20 protein-coding genes and 2 pseudogenes are annotated in these 24,227 nt (G+C 60.5%); 21 read left to right on the forward strand and 1 reads right to left on the reverse strand.

The genetic code is table 11. The features are described 5' to 3' along the window. Positions 1–118: 118 nt before the first annotated feature. The 15 genes and pseudogenes from AC2TC0_RS10460 to AC2TC0_RS10530 form a co-directional block, all read left to right on the forward strand. Positions 119–289 (forward strand): annotated as a pseudogene (locus AC2TC0_RS10460) (helix-turn-helix transcriptional regulator); the annotation flags it as partial. A 5-nt stretch (positions 290–294) separates the two neighbouring features. Continuing rightward, a pseudogene (locus AC2TC0_RS10465) lies at positions 295–894 on the forward strand (replication initiator protein A); the annotation flags it as partial. Positions 895–1,040: 146 nt separating this feature from the next. After that, entirely contained in the window at positions 1,041–1,580 is a 540-nt protein-coding gene (locus tag AC2TC0_RS10470) for a DUF2840 domain-containing protein (protein WP_484717430.1), read from the forward strand. Beyond that, complete coding sequence (locus AC2TC0_RS10475; RefSeq protein WP_484717431.1) at positions 1,577–2,155, forward strand: S26 family signal peptidase; 579 nt, start codon at positions 1,577–1,579, stop codon at positions 2,153–2,155. Before AC2TC0_RS10470 ends, AC2TC0_RS10475 begins: the two co-directional genes overlap by 4 nt. A 4-nt stretch (positions 2,156–2,159) precedes the next feature. Further along, on the forward strand, positions 2,160–2,489 hold the full coding sequence (locus AC2TC0_RS10480) for a DUF736 domain-containing protein (protein ID WP_484717432.1): 330 nt from the start codon (positions 2,160–2,162) through the stop codon (positions 2,487–2,489). A 3-nt stretch (positions 2,490–2,492) separates the two neighbouring features. Continuing rightward, complete coding sequence (locus AC2TC0_RS10485; RefSeq protein ID WP_484717433.1) at positions 2,493–3,194, forward strand: lytic transglycosylase domain-containing protein; 702 nt, start codon at positions 2,493–2,495, stop codon at positions 3,192–3,194. A 435-nt stretch (positions 3,195–3,629) separates the two neighbouring features. Beyond that, the gene (locus AC2TC0_RS10490) at positions 3,630–5,375 is read left to right on the forward strand and encodes a relaxase/mobilization nuclease domain-containing protein (protein WP_484717434.1); all 1,746 of its coding nucleotides are present in this window, start codon (positions 3,630–3,632) and stop codon (positions 5,373–5,375) included. 76 nt (positions 5,376–5,451) lie between these two features. Further along, positions 5,452–5,889 carry an antitoxin Xre-like helix-turn-helix domain-containing protein gene (locus tag AC2TC0_RS10495; protein ID WP_484717435.1) on the forward strand — a complete coding sequence of 146 codons (438 nt, stop codon included), beginning with the start codon at positions 5,452–5,454 and terminating at the stop codon, positions 5,887–5,889. Next, positions 5,876–6,577, forward strand: a complete 702-nt coding sequence (locus AC2TC0_RS10500; protein ID WP_484717436.1) for an RES family NAD+ phosphorylase — start codon at positions 5,876–5,878, stop codon at positions 6,575–6,577. The genes AC2TC0_RS10495 and AC2TC0_RS10500 overlap by 14 nt, the downstream gene beginning before the upstream one ends. A gap of 112 nt (positions 6,578–6,689) precedes the next feature. Continuing rightward, the gene (locus tag AC2TC0_RS10505; RefSeq protein ID WP_484717437.1) at positions 6,690–8,678 is read left to right on the forward strand and encodes a conjugal transfer protein TraG; all 1,989 of its coding nucleotides are present in this window, start codon (positions 6,690–6,692) and stop codon (positions 8,676–8,678) included. Beyond that, positions 8,675–9,064, forward strand: a complete 390-nt coding sequence (locus AC2TC0_RS10510) for a CopG family transcriptional regulator (protein WP_484717438.1) — start codon at positions 8,675–8,677, stop codon at positions 9,062–9,064. Before AC2TC0_RS10505 ends, AC2TC0_RS10510 begins: the two co-directional genes overlap by 4 nt. A 244-nt stretch (positions 9,065–9,308) precedes the next feature. Next, a complete protein-coding gene (locus AC2TC0_RS10515) occupies positions 9,309–9,890 on the forward strand; it encodes a recombinase family protein (RefSeq protein ID WP_484717439.1) in 582 nt (193 codons plus the stop codon). A 139-nt stretch (positions 9,891–10,029) separates the two neighbouring features. Next, positions 10,030–10,404 (forward strand): hypothetical protein, encoded by a 375-nt coding sequence (locus AC2TC0_RS10520; RefSeq protein ID WP_484717440.1) that lies wholly within the window; start codon positions 10,030–10,032, stop codon positions 10,402–10,404. Positions 10,405–10,413: 9 nt separating this feature from the next. Further along, entirely contained in the window at positions 10,414–10,707 is a 294-nt protein-coding gene (locus AC2TC0_RS10525; protein ID WP_484717441.1) for a hypothetical protein, read from the forward strand. 149 nt (positions 10,708–10,856) lie between these two features. Beyond that, positions 10,857–14,051, forward strand: a complete 3,195-nt coding sequence (locus tag AC2TC0_RS10530; protein WP_484717442.1) for a metallophosphoesterase — start codon at positions 10,857–10,859, stop codon at positions 14,049–14,051. A gap of 70 nt (positions 14,052–14,121) precedes the next feature. Here the strand turns inward: AC2TC0_RS10530 and AC2TC0_RS10535 are convergent, their stop codons facing one another. After that, positions 14,122–15,114, reverse strand: a complete 993-nt coding sequence (locus tag AC2TC0_RS10535; RefSeq protein ID WP_484717443.1) for a helix-turn-helix transcriptional regulator — start codon at positions 15,112–15,114, stop codon at positions 14,122–14,124. A 63-nt stretch (positions 15,115–15,177) separates the two neighbouring features. Between AC2TC0_RS10535 and AC2TC0_RS10540 the strand changes: the two genes are divergently transcribed. The 6 genes from AC2TC0_RS10540 (at position 15,178) to AC2TC0_RS10565 (ending at position 24,220) form a co-directional block, all read left to right on the forward strand. Then, a complete protein-coding gene (locus AC2TC0_RS10540; RefSeq protein ID WP_484717444.1) occupies positions 15,178–18,513 on the forward strand; it encodes a TM0106 family RecB-like putative nuclease in 3,336 nt (1,111 codons plus the stop codon). 47 nt (positions 18,514–18,560) lie between these two features. Then, positions 18,561–18,821, forward strand: coding sequence for a hypothetical protein (locus AC2TC0_RS10545; protein WP_484717445.1), 261 nt, complete (start codon positions 18,561–18,563; stop codon positions 18,819–18,821). A gap of 41 nt (positions 18,822–18,862) precedes the next feature. Further along, the gene (locus tag AC2TC0_RS10550) at positions 18,863–20,281 is read left to right on the forward strand and encodes a DUF2235 domain-containing protein (RefSeq protein WP_484717446.1); all 1,419 of its coding nucleotides are present in this window, start codon (positions 18,863–18,865) and stop codon (positions 20,279–20,281) included. 76 nt (positions 20,282–20,357) lie between these two features. After that, positions 20,358–21,389 (forward strand): DNA/RNA non-specific endonuclease, encoded by a 1,032-nt coding sequence (locus tag AC2TC0_RS10555; protein ID WP_484717447.1) that lies wholly within the window; start codon positions 20,358–20,360, stop codon positions 21,387–21,389. 298 nt (positions 21,390–21,687) lie between these two features. Then, entirely contained in the window at positions 21,688–23,325 is a 1,638-nt protein-coding gene (locus AC2TC0_RS10560; RefSeq protein WP_484717448.1) for a carbamoyltransferase C-terminal domain-containing protein, read from the forward strand. Then, a complete protein-coding gene (locus tag AC2TC0_RS10565) occupies positions 23,312–24,220 on the forward strand; it encodes a glycosyltransferase family 32 protein (protein WP_484717449.1) in 909 nt (302 codons plus the stop codon). The genes AC2TC0_RS10560 and AC2TC0_RS10565 overlap by 14 nt, the downstream gene beginning before the upstream one ends. Positions 24,221–24,227: the final 7 nt, after the last annotated feature.

A 24,227-nucleotide genomic window follows, 5' to 3' on the forward strand; every position in this document is an offset into this window, starting at 1 on the left:
GGGTGACATATTGCGTCACCTGCATTCGGTCACTCCCTGCCCATGCCAATCCTCCGCCAAAGCTTGCGAACCCCAGCGACAGCCCGCTGCTGCTGCCAAACTTCGCCGGAGCCTTGCCATGGATACCAGACCCACCCCCGTGACTGCACGATTTTTGCGGACGCCCGATGCTGCAGTGCACCTCGGGCTTTCGGCTCGCACACTCGAGAAGCACCGCTGTTTCGGAACGGGGCCAGTCTATCGCAAGCTCGGTGGCCGGATCGTCTATGCGGTGACAGATCTCGACGCATGATCGCCGCGACCCCGCACGAGATCCTTGCCTTCACCCGCCGGGGCACTGGCAAGGCCAGCTACGAGCGGCTGAAGGCCGGGCTGGATCGACTGCAATCGACCACCATCGCGACCTCTATCCGCCAGCATGACGCGCGGCGGCGGCACCGCTTTTCGTGGATCAATGAGTGGAAAGAGCGTCTCGATCATTCGGGTCGCGCGCTCGGGATCGAGATGATCATTCCTGACTGGTTCTACGAAGGCGTGATCAATCAGTCGCTCGTGCTCACCATTGATCCCGATTACTTCGCGCTGACCGGTGGTCTGGAGCGTTGGCTTTACCGTCTCGTGCGTAAGCATGGCGGCAAACAGCGCGGAGGCTGGAGCTTCGACTTCCAGCATCTGCACATGAAGTCAGGTGCGATCTCGCCGCCCAATCGTTTCGCATTCGAGCTGCGCGACATTGTCCGCCGCCAAGCGCTGCCGGGATACACGCTCACCATCGAACATGCACTCGGCCGCGAACGATTGAACTTTGTCGCTGTCCGGCCCGATCCGTTCGACGCCGCAATGCGCCGTCTCGGACTGCGCTCTAGCAACCATCACCCTGTGGAAATGTTATGATGCAGCACGGACTATCAGGAACCGCCCCGCTCGGACCATCAGGAACCGAAAGTTCGGACTATCAGGAACCGAAACGCCGTCCAACTCCCCGGAAAACTTCAGCAAATTGCGCCCTTAACTATCCTAACAAAGAATCCTTCGGATTCTTGCTAACGGCTACGCGCCTGTGGACAAATAGCGGCGCGCCGCCCGAGACGCCTGCCGATACGAGGATCGGTGATGACCCGCAGCTGACCCATGTGACGCTGGTCTGGCGCGAAGGCCAGCATGAGGACTGGATCAAATTCGGTAAGCCCGTTGCCGAACGGATCCTCAGCCGTAACGAGCGGATCGAAAGTTATATGGCGGGCCAGGTGTTCGCCTTGGTCCGCTGGGCGTCCAACGATTATGGCACCGTCCGTTCAACCTTGGACATCGTACAAGCTGTCAGCTTAGGCGAGCATTGCGCAACCGTGCCGCAGGTCGACCCCGGTGGCGCGCTGCTGCTTTCGATCCATGGCTGGCCCAAGGTCGCGCAAGTTTTCCGGCTGATCGATGCCATCGAAGCGTCTGGCATAGACCCCTGCGATGTTGCTCCGGAACATTGGCGACACATCCACAACAGGATGGCGGGCCGGCTCACCCCGCGTGACTACGCCCCCGCGCGGCACCAAGCCTGGCTCCAGCGCAAGGCACTTCTGCCATGAAACGCCGCAGCATGATATTTGCGGCCATCGTAGGTTGCACAACGCTCACGACATTGGCCGTGCCAGTCGCGCGCTTCGCCGTGTGGAATGCGACAGCCTCGGTCCCCACCGGGCTCTACGCCATCCGTGGCAAGGCTAGTCTGCATGTTGGCGAGCGGGTCGCCATTGAGCCGCCGCCCGAACTGCGCCGATTGCTCGCCGAGCGGCGTTACCTCCCGACAGGCGTCCCCCTGCTGAAGCGCATCGCCGCTGTACGCGGCCAGCGCGTTTGCCGAGATGCATTGAGCATCACGATCGACGGCCAATATGTCGGCGCAGCGCGTCCGCGGGACCGTCTGGGGCGCGCACTGCCGACCTGGGCCGGCTGCCATGTGCTTCTCACTGGCGAGCTATTCGTGATGAACCCGGCAGCGCCCGACAGTTTCGATGGGCGCTATTTCGGCGTGCTGCGTCTGACCCATGTCATTGGTCGCGCAACCCCAGTCTGGACCGATGAAGCGGGCAATGGCGACCATGTCTGGTTCGCCGACCCGCGCGCCTCCGACACTTCCTCACCCTCAACCCAAGGAGATTGAACCCATGCGTATCGGAACTTTTCGTGCGGCCGACGGCGGCTACAACGGGCAATTGCGGACGCTGTCGCTTAGCATTGAGATCTCACTCGTCCCGGCAGACCCATCGGACAGTGACAACGCTCCGGACTTCCGTGTGGTTGCTGGCGAAGATGCAGACGCGCGCGAAATCGGCGCAGGCTGGAAGCATGTCGGGGAGAAGGCGGGCGACTATGTCAGTTTGCAGATCGATGACCCCTCGTTCGTGCAACCGCTACGCGCCAACCTGTTCAAGGGCGATGACAATGGCCATGTTCTGGTTTGGTCGCGTCCCGCGCGGCGCGAAAAGGCCAACTGAGCCATGGAGCTCCGCTGCCTCAGCTTCGCCGCTTTGGCTGCGCTCGCTATGTTCGGAGCCGCGCCTGCCCTTGGGCAGGACACTGCCGAACCAGCAGCGCCGCGCACCGTCGATATTGCAGCGCACGTTGCTGAGGCTTCGCTGCGTTTCGGCATCCCGGAGCAATGGATCTATGCCGTCATGCGGGCCGAGAGCGCTGGCCGGATCACCGCAGTATCGTCGGCCGGAGCGATGGGTCTGATGCAGCTCATGCCCGGAACCTGGGCCCGCCAGCGCGCCCGTTTCCGTCTCGGCAGCGACCCGTTCGATCCGCGCGACAACATTTTGGCTGGGACCAGCTATCTTCGCGAAATGTATGACAGTTACGGCGCCTATGGCATGCTCGCCGCCTATAATGCAGGCCCAGGGCGCTATCAGGAGTGGCGCGATCGCGGCCGCCCGCTTCCTGCCGAAACCCGGGCCTATGTCGCAAAGATCGCACCGAAGCTGCAATCGGACAGCACGGCCACTGTCGTGGCCAGCACGTCGCCTGTGCAGCAAGTGCGCATTGCGTGGACTCAAAGCGGGCTGTTCGCGGCGCGAACTGCCGCGACCGAGGCAGCGCCCAGCGCAGGCATAAGCGAAGCAACGGCGGCTGCGCCGACTGCTTCGCTGCGTCCGCACGGCGGCTTGTTCATCCCCGTCTCGGGGAACCGCGACCAGTGACTGCCCCCCTCCCTATCTGGCGCGTCATGGCGTGGACTAGCGCAAAATTGTGCGGAAGCAGGGTTGCAGGAACGGATGGGTCAGGAGGATGGCAAGATGAAAGCGGAGCCCGCCGCCGGGGTGTGGGGCCGCAGAATCGCGGGATTTTGACAGCCAGCCGCCCTGCCCCATGGCTGGCTCCAGTCTCGATAACTNCCTCCCTATCTGGCGCGTCATGGCGTGGACTAGCGCAAAATTGTGCGGAAGCAGGGTTGCAGGAACGGATGGGTCAGGAGGATGGCAAGATGAAAGCGGAGCCCGCCGCCGGGGTGTGGGGCCGCAGAATCGCGGGATTTTGACAGCCAGCCGCCCTGCCCCATGGCTGGCTCCAGTCTCGATAACTGCCGCAATTCCGCCGTTCGATGAGCCAGCCGCTGTATCGCATCGCTTGACCTCATGAGTGATGACGATCTGGAAATCAGGCCCGGGCGCATTCGAGATCGCAGTTCCGGCCAAAGCAAAGCGCGCACACTCAAAGCCCAACTGCGGGCACTTGCCAACCGGTCAGGCCGCGGCGGCCGGGCGGGTGGTTCCGCATCGCGGCGTAGCACAGGTCGCCTTGCCCGAGGCCGCATCGCAAGCCTGCAGGCAAGCTCCCGCGCAAGTCAGCGACGTGTGATCGTCAAGGCGAGGATCGTGCGGCATCGCGGGGCTCGCTTCACTGCCGCGCCGCTGGCACAGCACCTGACCTATCTCAAACGCGATGGCGTGACCCGCGACGGGAAGGATGCGGCGCTGTTCGGTAGCGGCGACGAGACCGTCGACGGCGGAGCCTTCGCCGAGCGCTGCGCCGATGACCGCCACCATTTCCGCTTCATTGTTTCGCCCGAAGACACGGCTGAACTGGCCGATGTGCGGAGCTTTACCCGAAACCTGCTGACCCAGATGGAAAAGGATCTTGGCACAGGTCTCGACTGGGTCGCCGTTGACCATTGGAACACCGACAATCCCCACATCCACATTCTGGTACGCGGCAAGGCCGACGATGGCCGCGACCTAGTTATCGACCGCAGCTACATCAGCGAGGGCATGCGGGCTCGCGCCGCGCAGCTGGTGACCATGGAACTGGGCGCACGGACCCAGCAGGACATTGATCGAAGCTTGGCCCGCGAGGTGCAGGTCGATCGCTGGACCGGTCTTGATCGCCAGCTGCAAACGCTTGGTGACGGCCTCGGCGGCGTAGTCGACCTGCGCCCCGATCCGCAGCGGATCGCCAACCCGGCCAACCAGCATCTCATCGGCCGCGCCACAAAACTCGAACGCATGGGACTGGCAGAGAAGATTGCTCCTGGCTGCTGGCGGATAAAGCCAGCACTCGAGCCGACCTTGCGGGAGCTTGGCACCAGAGGTGATATCATCAAGACGATGCACCGCGCCATGACCGGGCACGGCCTTGCCGCGGAAGCGGGTCGATTTGCCCTTCATAATGAAAGGGCAAGCGAGCCTGTCATCGGGCGACTGGTCGAGCGTGGCCTGCACAATGAATTGACAGGTCAGGCCTATGCCGTCGTCGATGGCGTGGATGGCCGGGTCCATCATTGCAAATTCTCCGACATCGACATGACGGGTGATGCCGCACCGGGGGCAATCGTCGAGCTCCGCGTCTGGACTGACCGGCGCGGTCACGAGCAATCCTCGCTGCTGACCCATTCTGATCTCGATCTTGCCACTCAGGAGCGCAGCCGCGGAGCCACTTGGCTCGACAAGCAATTGATCGCTTCAGACCCGTTGGCGCTCAGTTCGGGGTTCGGCAGCGAAGTCGAGGCAGCGAAAACGCGCCGACTCGAATATCTGGAAGGCGAGGGCTTGGCTCAGCGCCGCAGTGACCGCTTCGCCCTGTCCCGCAATCTGCTTGGCACTTTGCGCGAGCGCGACCTTGCCGACGCCGGTGCCGCACTTTCGCGTGAGCACGACCTGCCCCACCGCCAAAGCCGATCATCCGGTGAGGTGTCTGGCGTTTATCGCCAGCGCATCCAACTCGCGTCGGGCCGGTTTGCGATGATCGATGATGGCCTTGGGTTTTCGCTTGTCCCCTGGTCAAAGCAACTCGATCGGCATCTTGGGCAATATGTGAGCGGCCAGCCTCGGCCTGGTGGTGGCATCGAATGGACACTGGGCCGAAGCCGTTCGATCGAGATATGACGGGGGCGACCGTCATTATCCCCAATCTTGACAATCGCACCATGTGATGCGTATATTCGCGTCAGGAGAAACGGCCATGGCAAGCACAGCACTCACCCATCAAGCGGCCCCGGCAGCAGCAGGCCTGCAGACCTTCTCGGGCGACGGCGACCGCAAGCGACTGACCGGCGCGGCCGTCAAGGCCGTGTTGCGGCTCGTCGATGCCTGGGGTGGCAGCAATGCCGAAGGCGCCGCGCTGCTTGGCGTGTCCGAGAGCACGTGGGACCGGATCAAGGCTGGCAAATGGGACGGCACCCTGAGCCAGGACCAGCTGACCCGCGCCTCGGCGCTAATCGGCGTGTTCAAGGGACTGCATCTGCTGTTCGCAGACGGAATGGCCGACCGCTGGCCGCGTCTGCCCAACCGGGCGCCAGTGTTCGGCGCAAAGTCGCCGGTCGAGGCGATGATCGAAGGAGGCATCCCTCGTATGCTTGAGACCCGGCAGTATATCGACGCGCTGCGTGGCGGGCTCTGAACCGCAGTTTGCGCTACCGCTGGTGCGTGAGGCCTTCCCGCGCACCATCAGGCTGGTCGCGAGCGCGCGGCTGCGCGAAGCCGTGCTCGCACCGTTGGCCGACGATCCCGACGAGTTGGCGCTGCTCGCCGAGATCGAAGGCGCGACCAGCGGGCGTTTGGTTGCCGAGGAGCGCGGGCTCGGTGCGCTCAGCCCCGAAGAACTGGTTCACGGCGTCCCCCATGCCCGTTTCATCAACGCCAGCTTCGCCTATGCCAAACCGCGTGAGCCGATGCGCTTTAGCCCTGCAGACCGAGGTGCCTGGTATGCGGCGCTGGCGGTTGAAACCTGTATTGCCGAAGTCGGGCACCACCTGACCAAGGCACTCGCTGACGCAGGTGACTTCAACGCGGTCGTTGAATATGGCGAAATGCTCGCGAGCATGGCAGGCGTGTTCGTCGACCTGCGCGACGCCGCGGATCATCCCGCGCTCGATTCCGACCCCGCGACCGGTTATGCCGCTGGCAATATCCTTGCCGCACAGGCACGCGTCGAGGGCCACAACGGCATCATCTACCCCTCGGTCCGCCACGCAGGCGGAACCTGCATCGCTGCGCTCTGGCCGAATGTCGTGCAATCGGTGGTGCAAGGCGCGATGGTTCGGCTGACCTGGTCGGGTACGCCCGATTATACTTGGGAGGCGATCTAACGATCTGCGCCAACGTTCCCGTTTTTACGCCAAGGCCTGCACACCCCAACTCCCCGCTTGCCAACTTCTCCAAAGCTCACCGACCTACGCGTGAACGAAGCGGAGTTGCGCCATGTCGGCTGCCAAAATCCTGTGGGGTCAAATCCTCGCGGTGTTGATCATCATTGTTGCGAGCGTCTGGTCCGCAACCCAATGGACAGCCTCGGTGCTTGGCTTCCAGCCAGAGCTCGGCGTGCCTTGGTTCCACTTGTTCGGCCACCCAGTCTACCGCCCCTATGACCTGTTCTGGTGGTGGTTCTCGTTCGACGCCTACGCTCCAAAGATTTTCGATACCGGGGGGATGATCGCCACCTCGGGCGGGTTCGTCGCAATCGTCGTTGCCATCGCTATGTCCGTCTGGCGCGGCCGCGAGAACCGCAACGCCAACACCTATGGCACTGCCCGGTGGGCGACCCGCGATGACATCCGCAAAGCCGGATTATTGGCCGACACCGGGGTTGTGCTCGGACAGTTCCAGAACAACTATCTTCGACACGACGGGGCTGAACATGTCCTGTGTTTTGCTCCGACACGCTCTGGCAAAGGCGTCGGCCTGGTGATCCCGACCCTGCTGACCTGGCCGGGCTCGGCGATTGTCCACGACATCAAGGGCGAGAACTGGGATGTCACTGCCGGTTTTCGCAGCACGTTCAGCCGCACCCTGCGTTTCGATCCCACCAGTCTTGAATCGTCCGCTTACAACCCGCTGCTCGAAGTGCGCCGCGGCCTCAACGAGGTGCGCGATGTGCAGAACATCGCCGATATTCTGGTCGACCCCGAAGGCAGTCTCGAGAAGCGCAATCACTGGGAAAAGACCAGCCACGCGCTGCTGGTCGGCGCAATCCTTCACGTGCTTTACGCCGGCGCCGACAAATCTCTCGCTGGGGTTGCGGCTTTCCTCTCCAATCCCGACGAGACCATTGAGAACACGCTCTATGCGATGATGGACACCCCGCATCTGGGCGAAGCGGGCCCACACCCGGTCGTTGCCAGCGCTGCGCGCGAACTGCTCAACAAGTCTGACAACGAGAGATCGGGCGTGCTGTCGACCGCAATGTCCTTTCTGGGCCTCTATCGCGATCCGGTTATCGCCAAGGTCACAAGTCGCTCGGATTGGCGCATTGCCGATATCGTCAGCGGCCGACCGACCTCGCTCTATCTGGTCGTGCCGCCGTCCGACATCAGCCGCACCAAGCCGCTGATCCGCCTGATCCTCAATCAGATCGGCCGCCGCCTCACCGAAGAATTCGATCCTGCTACCAAGCGTCAGCGCGTGCTGCTCATGCTTGATGAGTTCCCTGCCCTGGGCCGGCTCGATTTCTTCGAGAGCGCCCTCGCCTTCATGGCGGGCTACGGCCTCAAAGCCTTCCTGATCGCCCAGTCCCTGAACCAGATCGAGCGCGCCTACGGGCAGAACAACGCCATCCTCGACAATTGCCATGTTCGCGTTGCCTTTGCGACCAACGATGAACGGACAGCCAAGCGGGTCTCCGAAGCGCTGGGCACAACCACTGAGCAGCGCTCGATGAAGAATTATGCCGGGCACCGGCTGTCACCCTGGCTTGGCCACCTGATGATCTCGCGCTCTGAAACCGCCCGCGCACTCCTCACGCCCGGTGAGATTCTGCAACTGCCGCAGACCGACGAGGTTGTGCTCCTGTCAGGGGCGCCGCCGATCAAGGCCAAGAAGGCACGCTACTATGCCGACCGGAGGCTGCAATCTCGAGTGTTACCCGTGCCCGAGAGGTGCAGCCAACATGCAGAGGCGCGCGCCACTGATGACTGGAGCGCCCAGCCCCCGATCGAACCAGACCCCAAATCATCCGAAGACGGCGGTCGCAGGATCGATCCTGCCAATGGCGGCTTGCGGCGCGAGCCTGACCTGCCTCAGCATGTCGAAGTGGTTGCGCGGCCCAAGTCTGCTGCTGCGGAATTCAATTTTGCAGAAGCTGACAGCGCAGACGCTGACCAATCCGCCGCTACCAGCGAGCGCCTCCGGCGCACGATGGAGCGCAGCGCGCGTCAGGCCTCGCTCGACCTCGGCGACGGGATCGAACTATGAAGCTGAAGCGCACGTTTCGGCTGCCACCCGATGTGATCGACCAGCTTGCTGTATTCGCAATGCGCAGGCGCGTCGGTCAGCCCGATGTGGTGGAGGCAGCTCTCAGGTCATTCATGTCACCAGACAATCCTGAGCAGCTCGAAGCAGCGCTCAGCCGCCGCCTCGACCGCATCGACCGGCGGCTTGGACAGCTCGATCAGCAAACCGAGATCACCACCGAGGCGTTGGCATTGTTCGTGCGGTTCTGGCTAACTGCCAATCCGCCCCTGCCAGACAGTGGCCTTGCCGCAGCGCAAGCGCAGGGCAAAGAGCGGTATCAGGGGTTTGTCGAGGCACTCGCGCGAAGGTTGGAGGGCCGTGCCCGATTGGGCGATTTTCGACCGTAGAGTGCAGGATCAATTGCCAATATGGTTGCTTTTCAGTCTCCCGCTAAACTGTCCCAAAAGGCTGCCCTACATTCTAGCACCGGCTAGCGTCGGCTTGCTGCTGCTTGTCCGAAAGGGATCGCTCACCGGACACTTTTGAGGGAGCAGAGGTCAGACCCCCCTGCCCTCCGCAATTACGGCTTGCCTGCTTTCTCATTAAGGTGGTACGTGTTATTTTCTCATAGAGGGGCCTCATCCGTTACAAATGACCAACACTCTCATCGGATATGCCCGCTGCTCGACCGACAAGCAGGACCTCACCGCCCAGCGGCGCGCGCTGATCGAGCTCGGCGTGCCCGAAGACCGCATCTACACCGACCACGGCCTGACCGGTCGCAACCGCGATCGACCCGGCCTCGCCCAGGCACTCGCCGCGGTCCGCGCCGGCGAGACGCTGGTGGTGCCGAAGCTTGATCGCCTCGCCCGTTCGGTGCCCGACGCCCGCGCGATCGCCGATAAACTGGAGAAGCGCGGTGTGAGCCTCGCGCTGGGAAAGCAGGTCTACGACCCCAACGACCCGATGGGCCGGATGTTCTTCAACATCCTCGCCACCTTCGCCGAATTCGAGAGCGACCTCATCCGCCTGCGCACCCGCGAGGGCATGAAGATCGCCCGCGACAAGGGCAAGCTTCGCGGCAAGCCGCCGAAGCTGTCCGACCACCAGCAGCGCGAACTCCTCAAGATGCACGCCACCGGAGAATACTCGATCGGCGACCTCGGCAAGCTGTTTAAGGTCTCGCGGCCGACCGTGTATCGGACGATCCGGCGGGGCGAAGCGGCTTCATAGCAGTTGAATGATCGTGTTCAGACGGTCGGGCTAACCGACGAGATCGATCATCGCCATAATGGCTTCTCTTGCCAATCTTCCGGGAAACCCATCGCAGCGAGGTCGCCGGTCGGATGGGTCAGGATGTGCGCCATTCCAATTGAACGACTCCATCGATCCACGCCACCTCGAGCGAGCGCTGATTTCGTCGCTACGCGCCCGAGCCGAAGAGGGCGGATACCTGTTTACCGATCAGGATTTGAGGCGAACCATTCAGCGAGCGGTGATGCGCGAACCGGACGCTCTCATGTCTGCAATCAAGATGGAGCAAGGCAAGCGGGCAAAACTGGATGCCTCCATCCCAATCCCTGAGACGATCTTCGATTACCCGGACTTACCCGAAGCGCGGAAGGGTTCGCATGGAGTGTTCCCGAGCAAGATGAACAGGCCTGAGCGCGCCTTTGCTGAGATGCTCGACGCCGACACATCAGGCACGGTGCTGTGGTGGCTTCGAAATCCTGAGAACGAAATCTAGGCTACGCGGATGATACTACAGACCGGAACCCGGTTTTTCCGGGACTTCGTCGTTGGCATCAAGGGTCGGACGACCCGTGACGGTATCGCTTTGGTGGAGATTAAGGATGATGGCGAGGATGGCCGCCTGCACAGCGACAGAAACCGCCTAAAGGTTCAGGTGCAGCATCGCGAATACCGCAATGTTTTTTTGGCGTGCGAGACCGAGCGGGGACTAGTTCAATTGGGCTTCAATGAAGCCCTCAATCTCATTCAGCCTTTGCGGCCCTTTGAGATTGGCCGAATGGTATTTTTGCACAACTGACCTCAAGATCACCGTCCTTTTGGCCACGTCTCCGACGTAGGGCCCCGCTACACTGCCTTTCTAGCGGAATGGTTGAGGGCGTTACGAATCAAGTGGATTTTAGCTCAAATACCGTTGCACGTTCACCGCATGTTCCATACGCTTATGGCATGTCTGACCCCGATCTCATCACCATCCTCCACCTCAGCGATTTTCACTACGCCAATCGCAAGGCGAGGGAGCAGGGAATTGTCGTAGACGCGCTGATAGAAGACTTGAAAAAGCTCTGCATCGGGCATCGCAAGCCAGACCTAATCCTTTTCACCGGGGATCTCGTCCAGGCTGCGGGCGAGGACCCCCATGATGAGGCCTACGACTTTTTTATCTCACGAGTGTCCAAAGCCACGGGCACGAGCGACGACCGCATTTTCCTTACCCCTGGAAACCACGATCTTTCTCGGAAGGTCACAGAAGCCGCAGTCGAAACGCACCAGGCTTGGCGGAGTGACTTGGGTCAAAGCGATGAAATGGCCCGCCTCAATCGTCGTTTCGATGTTGACGAGTATGATGACCTCACCAAGGAGAAATTTGCAGCTTTCAATGACCTTGAGGCCTATCTGCGAGGCGATGACGTCAAGCACTGCCGCAAGGTCGATAACGCGTTCGTACGCGTTGATCGGGTTGACTCGCTCAACATCGATATCGTCACCTTCAACACAGCCGTCTTGTCCACTGGCGGCAGCAACAAGTTCGAGCGTGATGAACGCAATCTGGCGGTGCCGGAGTATGCGATAATCGAAGCGGTGAAGGCATTGACGCCGCATTCGCTTCGCATTTTCACAACGCACCATCCCTTGTCTTCGCTCAGCGAAGCCACGTCACGCTATCTCGAGAATCAGATAGCGCAGCATGCACACTATCACCTCTTCGGTCACATGCATGACCCCAAGCCAAGGAACGTGTCGGGCCTGCGTGGGGAGGTTTTTACCGATCAGGCAGGGGCAATCTTCACCACCCGGACTGAATACTACAACGGCTACTCTCTTATCACCATTGATAGGGCGACCGGTCACACTGAGCTGCTCTTCCGTTCCTACTACAAGGATCGTAACGAGTTCGACGAGGGCACGGACATCCAGGAGGGCGGCAAGTGGTATAAGGACAACGAGGCCCGTCAGCATTTCCGCAAGATCGCCGCGCCGGTTGATCTCGAAAAATTCCGGGCACACCTATGCGGCGATTTCAAAGCACGGCTGGACGAGGACGATGCAGCTCCTGGCGGTGATGCGGAACTGCATCAGCGGTTCATCGAGCCGCCGATGATGAAGACCTCGATCATCGAAGCCAAAACCACCGATGCTCCGGCGGAAGTCGAGATGCCGGTCTCGTTTCAGGATCTCGTGACCAGCGTCCGGAATGCTATCGTCTATGCTCGGCCCGAATATGGTCGCACCAGTCTTTTGCGCGAGTTGCGCCACCACATGGTTCGCAGTGTCGACAACATCGATTTTCCGCGCCTGCCCGTCATCATCGATTTTACGCAGATCGCTCAAAACGTGAATAAGGTGCTTGGTCTGGTTCGGGGTGCGGCCGCCCCCCTTCCCGACGGCCATGATGCTGAGAGCCTTCTCAAGCTGGGCCACATCTGCGTAATGATTGATGACGTCCATTTCGACGACAAGAAGCGCATGGGGCTTCTTCGGGAATTCGTAAGGACCTACCCCAAAGCCCGGTATGTATTCACGAGCAACTGGGACGCGGTCTACAGAATGGGCGCCAAGATCAACCCGGAGATGCCTGTGCGCTTCGATTTCATCGAGCTGCAGGAACTCAAGCGCCGGAACATGCGCCAGTTGATCAAGAAATTTGAACACTGCGACGATGTGGAAGGCTGGCTCGACCGCTTGCAGGATCAATTCCGTGAAATCAACCTGCCTTTCACGGCGGCAAACGGGACGATCCTCCTGGAGATTTTCGGGTCAAACGGGAAGTTTGCCCCGGTCAACCGGGCGGTTCTGATGGAGCAGTTCGTCGAAACGACACTCGAGAAAGCCGCCGAAAATCAGAGCTACCGCGCTACCTTCGACTTCAACAACAAGGCTAATCTGCTGTCCTATGTCGCGGCCTGGATGGCGCGCGAGAACCAGTATGTGCCGACCCGCGACGATGCGCGAGGCGCAATGAAGAAATGCCTCGACGAGATGGGTCTGGATGCCCCTCCGCTTGATGAGCTCATGGACGAATTCCTGTGCGCGAAGATCTTCGAGCGGCGTTCCGATAACCGCGTGGCATTTCGTTACCGCGGCGTGATGGAGTATTTCATCGCCTACCGGATGACCGTTGATCCAGACTTCAAGGACTGGGTCATGCACGAGGATCGTTACCTCACCTTCGTCAACGAGCTGCTCTACTATGCGGGCAAGACGAGGAACGACCCCGCCCTGATCGATCTGGTCCGAGACCGTCACCTTGAGATCTTCGAAAAGGCGACAAAGCATCTTCAGCCGATTGATCTGGGCTTTTTCGATAATTTTGCTCTCCCCAAGGACGATAAGGGTGAGAGTATGGAGGATGCTGCGGCCCGGATCGTGCAGCCACCCCTCACTCAGGAAGAAAAAGATGAAGAGTTTGATCTGGACATCATAGCCGATGAGGAGAACCGGCAGGAGGTTTACCGTCCCAAGATCACCGAGATCCATGAGGCGCTGACGTTCTCGCTCATGCTTTACTCGGGCCTTGTCCGAAATTTCGAGCACATGGCAGATGCGAAGAAGCGGGAGCACCTTGGGCACATCTGGCGCAGCTGGGCGACGATCATGCTCGACAACATCCGGTTCGCTCCTCGTTTGGCCGCCGAACGCAAGATACGTGTGAACGGCATCCTCTATGAGCTTCAGGCTCCCAAAGGGATGAGCGATGCAGCACTGCTCAAGCAAATGCTGCTTTCCCTACCACACGCGACAATCCGTCTGATTGCCACCACTATGGGCACGGAAAAGCTGCGTAAGCAATTGATCGAGCCCGATCTCGAAGAGGGTTTGGAGCCGAAGATCATCAAGATGTTTCGGGTCGGGCTGATTACGGAGTTGCGACTCGAGGAAACCCCCAGCGCGGTGAACGATTTGGTCGGCTCGCTGCGGGACAACATGTATCTGTTGTGGTCTTTGGTAGTTCACCTGGGGAATCTGCGACGCCATGACCGCATTCGCGAAGATCACCACAAGGCTCTGATCGCCCCTACAGCATCGGCAATCGCTGAGCTTGGCGGCGGATCAAGGCAGGATCGCGACAATCAACGAACCAAGCAGATCGCGCGCTTGGAACGTGAGCAGTTGTTGCTGAAGATGAAGCGCGACAAACCATAGGCCTTCTGCCCCAAGCAATTCGTAGACGCTCGCTCGCCGAAATCCTCCAACCCGAAGCACCAAGAAGTGATCAAGGGAAAGCGCCAAAGCTCCGGCGGCTTTGGTGCACCATATCGCGCAGTCGCTCGGGTTGGAGAACCTCGACTGCGGCGCCCCAGGCATAGAGATGCCAGCACATCTCGAGCAGTCCGGACGCCTTGAACCGTACCAGCAGAGAACCGTCCGGCTCATCCTCGACAGTTTGGGTCGGGTGAAAAACAAAGCGGCGGGCATGTGCCACCGCCTCCGGCGAAAAGCGCCAGACGACATCGCCATACTCAGCCGCATTCTCGAAAGAGCCGAAGCCCTTTTCGGCATGACAGCGGATATCGAAACCGTGATCGAACTCGAAGGATTCCTCCAGCACCTCGGCCGCCTCGATTTCCTCAACGCGGAAGTGTTGCAGCGGTGCGGATGGCGGCTTTGCGACGTCTCTCGCGACAAGGTAGCGGCGAACACCCAGCAAGAGACCGTGGGGCGCGACGATGCGCTCGATCGGCTTGGCTTGGCCACGCTTTCGATAAGGAAAGCGGAGCAGAAATGGCCCCTTCAGCGCTTCATAGATCGCCATATCGACGTCTCGATTGGCAACCGGTTTTGGCCCGGGACGAGCCGCGTGGCCCAGAGCCTCGAGCAGGGCTTCCTCATCGACTGCAAGGCGGGTGCCCTTCTCCGGCGGGACAAGTGCCCTCACCTTACGGTCGAGGCTTTTCGCAAGGGCTGCTTCGTGCAGCATACCGGCCTGTTCGAGTTGCGCGATCCCGTTTGATAGTGCGGCCAGCTCTTCTGGCGAAGGTGACAGGAGCGCTGCGACATGGCGAGAGGGCATCCGCCAACGCTTTTTCCGATCATCCCCCTCAGAGGTTTCCGTCTGCGGAAATGCCGCCTCAAGCGCCTCGGTCATTCTCTGCGCGGTGCGATAGACACAGCCGAATTCTTCCATGATCTCGTCGAGCGACACGCCGCTGCGGCGCGTCGCCATCATCGCGAGTTTCAACAGCTCCTGCGCTTTGGCAAATGACATCGAGAATCTCCATGACAGGTTTTGTCATGCTGAACGGGCATAGCTTATGGTAAGGAGCTATGCATGCGATTTATCGAAGGAAATTTCCGCTTCTCGGCCTCGGACCTGATGCGCTTCAAGGGGTGTCGCCATGCGACGTTTCTTGATCTGCGACTGATTGAGCAAGGGGACATCAGTCCCAAGGACGACAGCGCTGAAGCAATGCTCCTGCAACAGCAGGGCGATAAACATGAACTGGCCTTTCTGGAACAGCTTCGTGCAGAAGGTCGGACGATCACCGAGGTCCCCAAGAATGGGCTGTCCCTCGAACAATCAGTCGCGCTGACCCACGCAGCCATGGCGCAGGGCGCCGATATAATCTTCCAGGGGGCGCTGCTTGATGGTGCGTGGGGCGGCTACACCGACTTTCTGGAGCGGGTTGATCGACCCTCCGCGCTAGGCTCCTGGTCTTATGAAGTTGTCGATACCAAGCTGAAGCGCAAGCCAGACCCCAAGCATGTGCTGCAGCTGTGTCTTTACAGCGATCTCCTCGCGAAGGTGCAGGGGCTGGCGCCGAAGGAGGCGCATCTTCAGCTTGGCGACGGCAGCCGATACACGGTTCGTCTGGCCGATGTCTCTGCCTATGCACGGCATGCGCGCTCGATGCTTGAAGGGTTTGTCGCCGAACGCACTGCGACCCGCGCCGAGCCCAACGCCGCCTGTGGCCTTTGCCGGTGGAGCGATCATTGCAATGCTCAGTGGGAGCAGGACGACAGCCTGGCCCTTGTCGCAGGCATAACCCGCATCCAGCGCCAGAAACTCGAGGCAGCCGGGGTTACCACCATGGCGGCGCTTGCCGAGAGGGCTGAACGTGTCCCGAAAATGGCCGCCGAAACGCAGCGCAAGCTGGTGACGCAAGCCAGACTCCAGACGGCCCGGCGCGCGGGCGCAGGCCCGTCCTTCGAGTTGCGCGAACCGGAGCCGGGCAAGGGCTTCGGTCTTTTGCCTGAACCGGCGGACGGCGACGTGTTTTACGACATCGAAGGCGACCCATACTTTCCCGGAGGCCTCGAATATCTCCATGGCGTCTGGTTCATGGATGACGGCGAATGGCAATTCCGAGCCTTTTGGGCGCATGATCGCGAGGAAGAAGGGCGGGCGATGCGCGACCTTCTCGCCTTCCTAGTCGAACGCATGCGGCAATACCCGAAGGCCCATATCTATCACTATGCCAACTACGAGATCGCAGCGCTTCGGCGCCTGACCGCGGCGCATCGCACGGGCGAGGCAGCGATGGATCAGTTGCAGCGCGAGCGCAGGTTCGTCGACCTGTTCAAGGTCGTCGGTGGCGGCATTATCGCGTCCGAGAAGGGCTATTCGATCAAGGATCTCGAGGCCTTCTACATGGAAAAGCGCGCCGCAGACGTCGCGACGGCGGGGGCAAGCGTCGTTTTCTATGAACAATGGCGGCAGACCGGGGAGCAGCGGCTCCTCGATGAGATCCATGATTATAACCGGACAGATTGTATCTCGACGCAGCTGCTGCGGGACTGGTTGGTCCGAGATGTGCGGCCGGCGGGCATGCCATGGCCGACCTTGGCAGAAGCACCGGCCGGCGGCACGCTTTCAAACGTCGAGGCGGAGGATTCTGAACTGGAGGCCCTTCGCCAGCGCCTCGAGCCCGTGCGTGTGCGGCTTGGCGATCAGGTCGCCACCTTGCTGCTTGACCTGAGCCAGTTCCACAAGCGGGAAGACAAGCCTGCCTATTGGGCCATCTTCGACCGGCTCGCCCAGGAAAGCGAGGAACTGCTCGACGACCTGGACTGTCTCCAGGGGCTTGAGGCGATAGATGCCCCGGTTCAGGTGACCACCAGATCCTCGGAACGGACGTACCGCTTTCCGGAGCAGGAGACCAAGCTTCGGACGGGCAAAGCCCCCTGCATCAAGCCCGCTGCTATGCCGGAAGACGTGCAGCTTCAATCGATCAATCATGACGAGCGCACGCTGGTTCTGCGCCGCTCGCACGCGAAGGGTCCCCTCCCCGACAGGCTCGATCTACTCCCGCCCAAGCCAATCCGGAACGATGTACTTCGCAACTCACTGATGGCCGTCATCGAAGAGATGATCGCCAACACGGGACGCGTTCCGGCCCTTGAGCATCTTCTCACCCGGGCCTTTCCCGTGTTTAGCAATGGGCCGAGGCCGGACGGGATCGTCCGAGAATATGATGACCTTCCAGATGCTACGAGCTGCGCGATCGCAGCCATGGACAGGACGACCCTCGGCATCCAGGGCCCACCCGGGACGGGAAAGACCTATGTCAGCGGCCTGTCGATTGCCGACCTCGTGCAGTCGGGAAAGCGTGTCGCTGTCGCCTCAAACAGTCACAAGGCAATCGGGAATCTTCTCAAAGCGGTCGCGGAAAGGGCGGAAGACCAAGCGCTCACCTGTTCGATCGTACAGAAGGTCTCCGATGCCGAGGATGCTGACGACCATCCTGCGATCGTTGCCGTCACCGACAACGATGCGCCCGAGATCAGGTCCGCGCACGTCGTCGGTTCCACCGCCTGGCATTTCGCGCGCTATGACGCGCCTGCATTCGACTACCTCTTCGTCGATGAGGCCGGACAAGTCTCCCTGGCCAACATTCTCGCGATGGGCCGCTGCGCGCATAACATCGTCCTCGTCGGCGACCCGATGCAGCTTCCGCAGCCGCTTCAGGGAAGCCATCCCGGCGAGAGCGGGCTCTCCTGTCTCGATTACCTCATCAATGGTCACCGCGTCATTCCGCGTGAGCGCGGCATCTTCCTTCCTGAAAGCCGCCGCATGCATCCCGGGATCTGCCGGTTCATTTCGGAAGCCGTCTATGAAGGACGGCTCGAGAGTGATGAAGCTGCAGCGGCACAGACCCTTGTCTCCCCAAAGGGCACAAGCCTTCTGGGCGCACGCCTCGAACCAATTCAACACACCGGACGATCGCAGGTCTCACCCGAGGAAATCGCAGCCATTCGCGGGCAAATCGAGGCGATGGTGGGTTCGGTATACCGGGACCGGAAAGGCAAGCAACGCGTGGTCACCCACGACGATATTCTTGTCGTCGCCCCCTACAATGCGCAGGTCAACGCCCTCAGAGTGGCATTGCCACCTGACATCCGCGTCGGCACGGTCGACAAGTTCCAGGGTCAAGAGGCGCCAATCTGCCTCGTATCGATGACGACGTCCAGCGGCGAGGAGATGCCACGCGACCTCGCCTTCCTCTTCTCGCTTAACCGGATCAATGTCGCGGTCTCCCGCGCGCAGGCGGCAGCCATCGTCATGGCGAGCCCCCTGCTCCTCGAGACACCGTGCCGGACCGTCGAAGACATGGCCTTGGTGAATGTCCTGTGCCTTCTCAATGAACTTGGACATGACAGGTTTTGACGTGTTGGCCTGCGATACTCCTCTCATCGGAAGAAGGAGCATCGCAAATGGCTTACTGGGACCTTGGAATGAAGCACATCGTCGACGTTGACGGGCAGCTGCTCGCGATCGACGCCGATGTGATCGACACCACGCGCCTTCTGGAAAAGGCGAACCGGCCGACGGACAGTCACCTCGCCATGGTTCGGGCCGGCGAGCGCATCCTGCTCCAGCCCCGGCAGTTGATCCGGCTTCCTGCCGATCAAGTTCTCTTCTTTGAAACGCACGAGAATTCAGTGCACTATGGCGAGCATCGTCTCGCGGCATAGGGCGACGCGAAGGTGTCGGCAGTTATTGAGGAGGTGGTGTGATGCAGACTGACAGTGCTTCAGGGAAGAACATCATCATCTTCTCGGATGGGACCGGGCAGTATGGCGGCGTGCTGCCTGACCAGCGACTCTCCAACATCTACAAGATGTACCGTGCCATGCGCCCCGGCACCCAGACCGGCTTCGATCCTGCCGATCAGGTGGCCTATTATGATCCCGGTCTGGGGTCAGGGGAACTCGGAGGCAGGGTTCGGAACATCCTTGCCGCCGCGTTTGGCACCGGCATCAGCGAGAACATCATCGATTGCTATGAGGCCATCCTGCGTCACTACGAAGATGGCGACCGGATCTTCCTGTTTGGCTTCAGCCGAGGGGCCTACACCGCTCGGTGCGTTGCCAACGTGATGAACCTGTGCGGGATTCCGCGTCATGGCAAAGACGGAAAGCCGCTTCCGACAGGTGGCGTCGCCCTGCGCAAAATCGCCGAAGAAGCGGTATACCACGTCTATGAGCATGGCTCTGGCCGGGATCGCGGAAGGTATGAACCGGAGCGCGAGGAGCTAGCACGGCGCTTCAGGTTGAAATACGGTAGCGAAGGCCGGGGTGCCAATGGCGAGTCCCAGGGCAATGTCGCCCCGACATTTATCGGCGTGTTCGACACGGTCGCAGCTCTCGGCACGGTGATCGTCAAGCGGGTGCTCTTCGTTCTGGCGGTCCTCAGCGGCTTTTTGGGACTTGCCGCTTGGACGAGCGATCTGGGCCTGCCGTGGCAAATCCTCGCATCAATCCCCGCGACATTCTTCGCAGGAAGCTGGGTCTGGTCGGCAAAGAAGCAGTTCAAGTTCATTGAGAACCCGCCGCAGGGGGGAAAGATGAGCTGGCACTTCGCTGCCTGGAACCTCAAGCATTACGATCGCTTCCTCGACAGCAGCGTCGGCTACGCCAGGCACGCGCTCTCGATCGACGAAAACCGAGAGCGCTTCCCTCGGGTAGGCTGGGGGAACAGCGGCGATAATGCCGAGCAGGATCGGGGGCCCCTCAAGTGGCTGAAGCAGGAATGGTTCGCAGGCAATCACTCCGACATCGGCGGGAGCTATCCGGAAGACGAATCCCGCCTCTCCGACATCGCCTTGCGGTGGATGGTCGATGAGCTGAAATCGATCCCGACCCCTCCACTGATCGATGAGCGCTTCGTGCAGACCTTCCCCGATCCGCTCGGCATCCAGCATGACGAGGTCAGGGCCAGCCTGGAGCTCTGGCCACGCTTCTGGCCGAAATGGGCGCGGTTCGGTTGGTCTGCAGAGTCGAGGCAGATCAAGCCCGATGCTGCCCTGCATGAGAGCGTCCTTGTCCGCTTCGCCGCAGCGTCAGTGCCTCAATATGACCAGCGGGCTCCCTATCGGCCGGAAAACCTTCGGGGGCATGGCGGCGCGGCGGGCTACTACCCAGCATCCGATTGAAGCCATGTGAAAATTTGAGAGACTTTCCCCACCACTCCGCGCAACGTCATGCCGGGATATCGAAGGGACCAGAGCGATGAAATTGCTGCTAGCGAGCTTGGGATTAGCACTGGCCCTTTCTGCGGCGCCCGTTTTGGCGCAGCGGTTCGTATGTCGCGGGACGACGAATTCGCCATATCCGCAATTCGTCTCGACCTACCATGATCACCAGCGCGTCGCTCCGGCCGCAAGCGAGCTGTCGGATCAGTTCACCGCCTTTTCGGCTGTGTTCGACGATGCTGACGACGACGACGGCGACGGACAGCCCGATCTGCGCCTCAATCCCGAATACGTTGTGTATGAGCTGCGAGGCCTCGCTCCAGGGCGTAACGGCAATTTCGACGAACCACCCGTCTCAATTGACCGCCCGAACAAGTGGTATGCCTCCCCCGGGCTGGTACCGCTTGTCGAGGCGAAACAGGGTGTCACCAATCGCCGTCTCGACGACAGCTACAGCGGGGCTGGGACAGTGTGGAACCGCGGACATCTCGCGATGAGCGACCATGCCCAGCGCATCAGCCCCGAGGCAGGCTGCAACACCCATGTCTTCTGGAATGCCTCTCCGCAGGCAGCAGACCTAAACCAGGGGCCTTGGCTGCATCTCGAGAACTACTCCGCCGCCGCCTCGAACAAGTATCGCAGCATCTGGGTGATCGCCGGACCGATCTTCGATCCTGCCACACCAAAGCTCACAATCGGCGACCCAGGTGAGCTGAAGGTCGAGATTCCAGATGCATTCTTCAAGATCCTCATCCACGAAAGCCCATCGGGCATCGACACGCTGGCCTTTGTCTTCGAGCAGCCGAATGCGCTTGGTGCTGACGGAAAACCTGTGCCGACACAGACATGGGTCAATTGCAACAGGGCGAGCCAGGCCGGCCATGTCTACGATCACCGGCCCAACCTTGTTACGATCAGGGAAATCGAGCGAAGAACCGGGCTCCGGTTCTTCCCGGGCCATCCTGATCGGGAAGCTCTTCTGGGCAAGCGCCCACGTAAGCTTTGGCCGATCGAAACCCGTTTCTGGGATAGCAGCACGCCATGTGGCGGGCAGAGGAGCCACCCGTGATGGGCGCAAAGGCTTTAGCGATGGCAAGTCGTCTGCCGTACTCGGCCGGTTGGCCCGGACGCCCGACGTGTAGCTATTTCGTGGCAGATGACATGCCCCGCCAAATGAAGCTTCGCAAATGATTGACTTTTCTGAATTCATCCGTGAATTTTCGTTGTTCCTGATTGGGAGGGTTGCATGAAGAAGATGTTGATAGCGGCAGTGGCTGCGTCATTTTGATTCGGGCATGGGTGGTGGCGATCAAAATGATGCAGGTAGGTGAACTGAAGCCGCTTGGTCTCGGGAGTCCGCGTTGGCCATGAGGATCCTTTCTTACAATCCAGGCCACGACGGCTCGGTCGCCTATGTAAGGGATGGTCGGCTCATATTCTCTGTGGAGGCGGAGAAAGACTCGAACTGGCGGTACATGCCAACGTCTCCACAAGACCTGCTCGCTGCGTTCGGCCTGATCGACGAGATACCAGACGTTGTTTGCGTAGGAGGGTGGTGGCCCCGTGAGGCTCACTCTCCGGCATTGGCGCAGCACGTCGGCTATCGTGGGACCGACCCCTCAGGTATCTTGCTCAAAGACCGCCGCATGTTCGGCCAAGTCGTGCGGCACTTCTCCTCGTCCCATGAACGTTCACACCTGTTTTGCGCGTACGGTATGTCGGGCCTGCCTAAGGGCACCCCATGCTATGCGCTGGTGTGGGAGGGAGCGATCGGCGCTTTCTACGAGATTGATCGTAAAGCAAATATCACCCTACTTAGAGATGTCATGAGTCAACCGGGGAATCGCTATTCCTCGATCTACGGGCTGGCCGATCCCACCTTCCCTAAGGACGCACCGTTCTCCAGACTTTCGGACGCCGGAAAGCTCATGGCGCTTGCGTCATTCTCCACACGGACTGAGGCAACGTCAGCTGAGGAGAGCTTGATCGAGTTCCTTCTTTCATCTCCCGATGTGCGATTGGACATGTACGATGGGCTGACGACCTGCCCGTACCTCAATGTTGGTGTGGAACATCCCGATTTCCGTGACTTCGCTGGCATCTACAGCGACCGTATCTTTGAGGCATTTCACGCCTTTGCCCGCGCCAACTTACGTAAGAATCTTCCTTTGGTCATTGCCGGAGGGTGCGGGCTCAACTGCGACTGGAACACGAAGTGGGTCGAAACCGGCCTTTTCGAAACAGTGATCGTTCCGCCCGTGGCCAATGATTCCGGATCAGCCATTGGCACCGCGATCGACGCCCAGTTCTATTTCACGGGCAACGCGACAATCGAATGGGATGTGTACGCAGGTCTCGACTTCCAGACGGACTTGGCGTTCGATCTAAGTCGCTATGAAGTGTTCGCGGCAGATCCCAACCTTGTCGCAGACCTGCTCGCCAATGATCTCATCCTTGGATGGGTGAATGGGCGATGGGAAATAGGCCCAAGGGCACTCGGAAACCGCTCGATTCTTGCCGCGCCCTTTGCCGACGCGACGCGGGTAAGGTTGAATGAGATCAAGCAGCGGGAGCAGTTCCGACCTATCGCACCAGTGTGCCTTCGCCAAGATGCGGCACACTGGTTCGGCTGCGCAGGGAATAGTCCCTACATGCTGTTCACATTCCGCGCGACTACGAGCGCTCTCGCGGCCGTGACCCACGTCAACCGCACCGCACGCCTTCAGACCGTCACTGCGGAATCGAACGCCCCGCTGCACGATCTGCTCGTCGCTTTCAAGAAGCGCACCGGCTACGGCGTTCTGTGCAACACTTCGCTTAACTTCAAAGGCAAGGGCTTCATCAACAATATCGCCGATCTCGACGCATACGCCGTCGAGCACGCACTCGATGGTTTCGTTGTTCAAGGTCGCATCTATCTTCTAAAGTCTTCCGAACGATACCAAGCTTATGTCAACCAGGCGGATGCACGCCGAACCCTCGAGAGCGCACGTGAAGAAGCGTAGCCAATGTCGTAAGCGGCCTTGCGACGTCGCGGAAGGCAACGGCAAACTCGGTTCTCCTTATCGACCTGAAGAGGCCTTCCCACCCGGTTTCGAGGACGACGACGGCTTGCGATCCGACTTCATTCGGCGGCTTCTCATGCGCCAAGCTGAGCATGAAGAGGTAGCCACATACATGGTGACACCGATCCCGCGCACAGTGGTGCGCTACTGGCACGATCCGGACGACCTCCCAGACGATGTGCGAACCTGCCTCGACAGTTGGAACCGGCTGCGGAGCGACGGCTTCAAACTGTTCACTTTCGATGATGTGTCAGCGGCAACCTACATCCGAAAGCATTATACGTGCCGTGAGGCAAACGCGTTCGATCGTTGCCGACATCCTGCCATGCGGAGTGACTATCTGCGGATGTGCTTCATTCTCCGAGAGGGTGGTCTCTATGTCGACGCAGACGATGTGCTCATCGGAAATGACGTCGAGGAGCTCGTCGCCGACGGCATTCTGAAGCTCCAACCTCTTTGTTACGACTTGGAGGCGCAGTCGATGGCGCAGGACGGAGACGTATGGCGGAGGGATCTGCCGTCGAACAGCCGCATCTTTTATGTTAACAACGACCCGCTGGCAGCCGCTCCCGGTCACCCGATTCTCGCACGGGCATTGGCGCGCGCGACCAAATTGCTGCTCAGCGGCAGCTCGAACTTGGAGATACAATCCACCACGGGGCCGGGTAACCTAACAGCGACGCTCGCCGCTCATGCCTGGGAACTCGAGACCTCCGGCCGCCTCCCGGACTTTCGCTTCATCCGCAATTGGGATGCCATCGCCGAGACCCGCTGGGATCTTTCCTACCGCGGCGACTACAGGAATTGGCGCAATATGGACGTGGGCCAAGCATAGCGTTCGG

The organism is Sphingopyxis sp. sgz302558, assembly GCF_057220455.1.

What these genes read in the sequence shown, in the direction of transcription:
- AC2TC0_RS10505 (WP_484717437.1), top strand. Translation starts at nt 6,690, where the DNA reads ATGTCGGCTGCCAAAATCCTGTGGGGTCAAATCCTCGCGGTGTTGATC.
- AC2TC0_RS10515 (WP_484717439.1), top strand. Translation starts at nt 9,309, where the DNA reads ATGACCAACACTCTCATCGGATATGCCCGCTGCTCGACCGACAAGCAG.
- AC2TC0_RS10535 (WP_484717443.1), bottom strand. Translation starts at nt 15,114, where the DNA reads ATGTCATTTGCCAAAGCGCAGGAGCTGTTGAAACTCGCGATGATGGCG.
- AC2TC0_RS10490 (WP_484717434.1), top strand. Translation starts at nt 3,630, where the DNA reads ATGAGTGATGACGATCTGGAAATCAGGCCCGGGCGCATTCGAGATCGC.
- AC2TC0_RS10480 (WP_484717432.1), top strand. Translation starts at nt 2,160, where the DNA reads ATGCGTATCGGAACTTTTCGTGCGGCCGACGGCGGCTACAACGGGCAA.
- AC2TC0_RS10475 (WP_484717431.1), top strand. Translation starts at nt 1,577, where the DNA reads ATGAAACGCCGCAGCATGATATTTGCGGCCATCGTAGGTTGCACAACG.
- AC2TC0_RS10555 (WP_484717447.1), top strand. Translation starts at nt 20,358, where the DNA reads ATGAAATTGCTGCTAGCGAGCTTGGGATTAGCACTGGCCCTTTCTGCG.
- AC2TC0_RS10550 (WP_484717446.1), top strand. Translation starts at nt 18,863, where the DNA reads ATGCAGACTGACAGTGCTTCAGGGAAGAACATCATCATCTTCTCGGAT.
- AC2TC0_RS10545 (WP_484717445.1), top strand. Translation starts at nt 18,561, where the DNA reads ATGGCTTACTGGGACCTTGGAATGAAGCACATCGTCGACGTTGACGGG.
- AC2TC0_RS10495 (WP_484717435.1), top strand. Translation starts at nt 5,452, where the DNA reads ATGGCAAGCACAGCACTCACCCATCAAGCGGCCCCGGCAGCAGCAGGC.
- AC2TC0_RS10560 (WP_484717448.1), top strand. Translation starts at nt 21,688, where the DNA reads ATGAGGATCCTTTCTTACAATCCAGGCCACGACGGCTCGGTCGCCTAT.
- AC2TC0_RS10530 (WP_484717442.1), top strand. Translation starts at nt 10,857, where the DNA reads ATGTCTGACCCCGATCTCATCACCATCCTCCACCTCAGCGATTTTCAC.
- AC2TC0_RS10525 (WP_484717441.1), top strand. Translation starts at nt 10,414, where the DNA reads ATGATACTACAGACCGGAACCCGGTTTTTCCGGGACTTCGTCGTTGGC.
- AC2TC0_RS10485 (WP_484717433.1), top strand. Translation starts at nt 2,493, where the DNA reads ATGGAGCTCCGCTGCCTCAGCTTCGCCGCTTTGGCTGCGCTCGCTATG.
- AC2TC0_RS10510 (WP_484717438.1), top strand. Translation starts at nt 8,675, where the DNA reads ATGAAGCTGAAGCGCACGTTTCGGCTGCCACCCGATGTGATCGACCAG.
- AC2TC0_RS10540 (WP_484717444.1), top strand. Translation starts at nt 15,178, where the DNA reads ATGCGATTTATCGAAGGAAATTTCCGCTTCTCGGCCTCGGACCTGATG.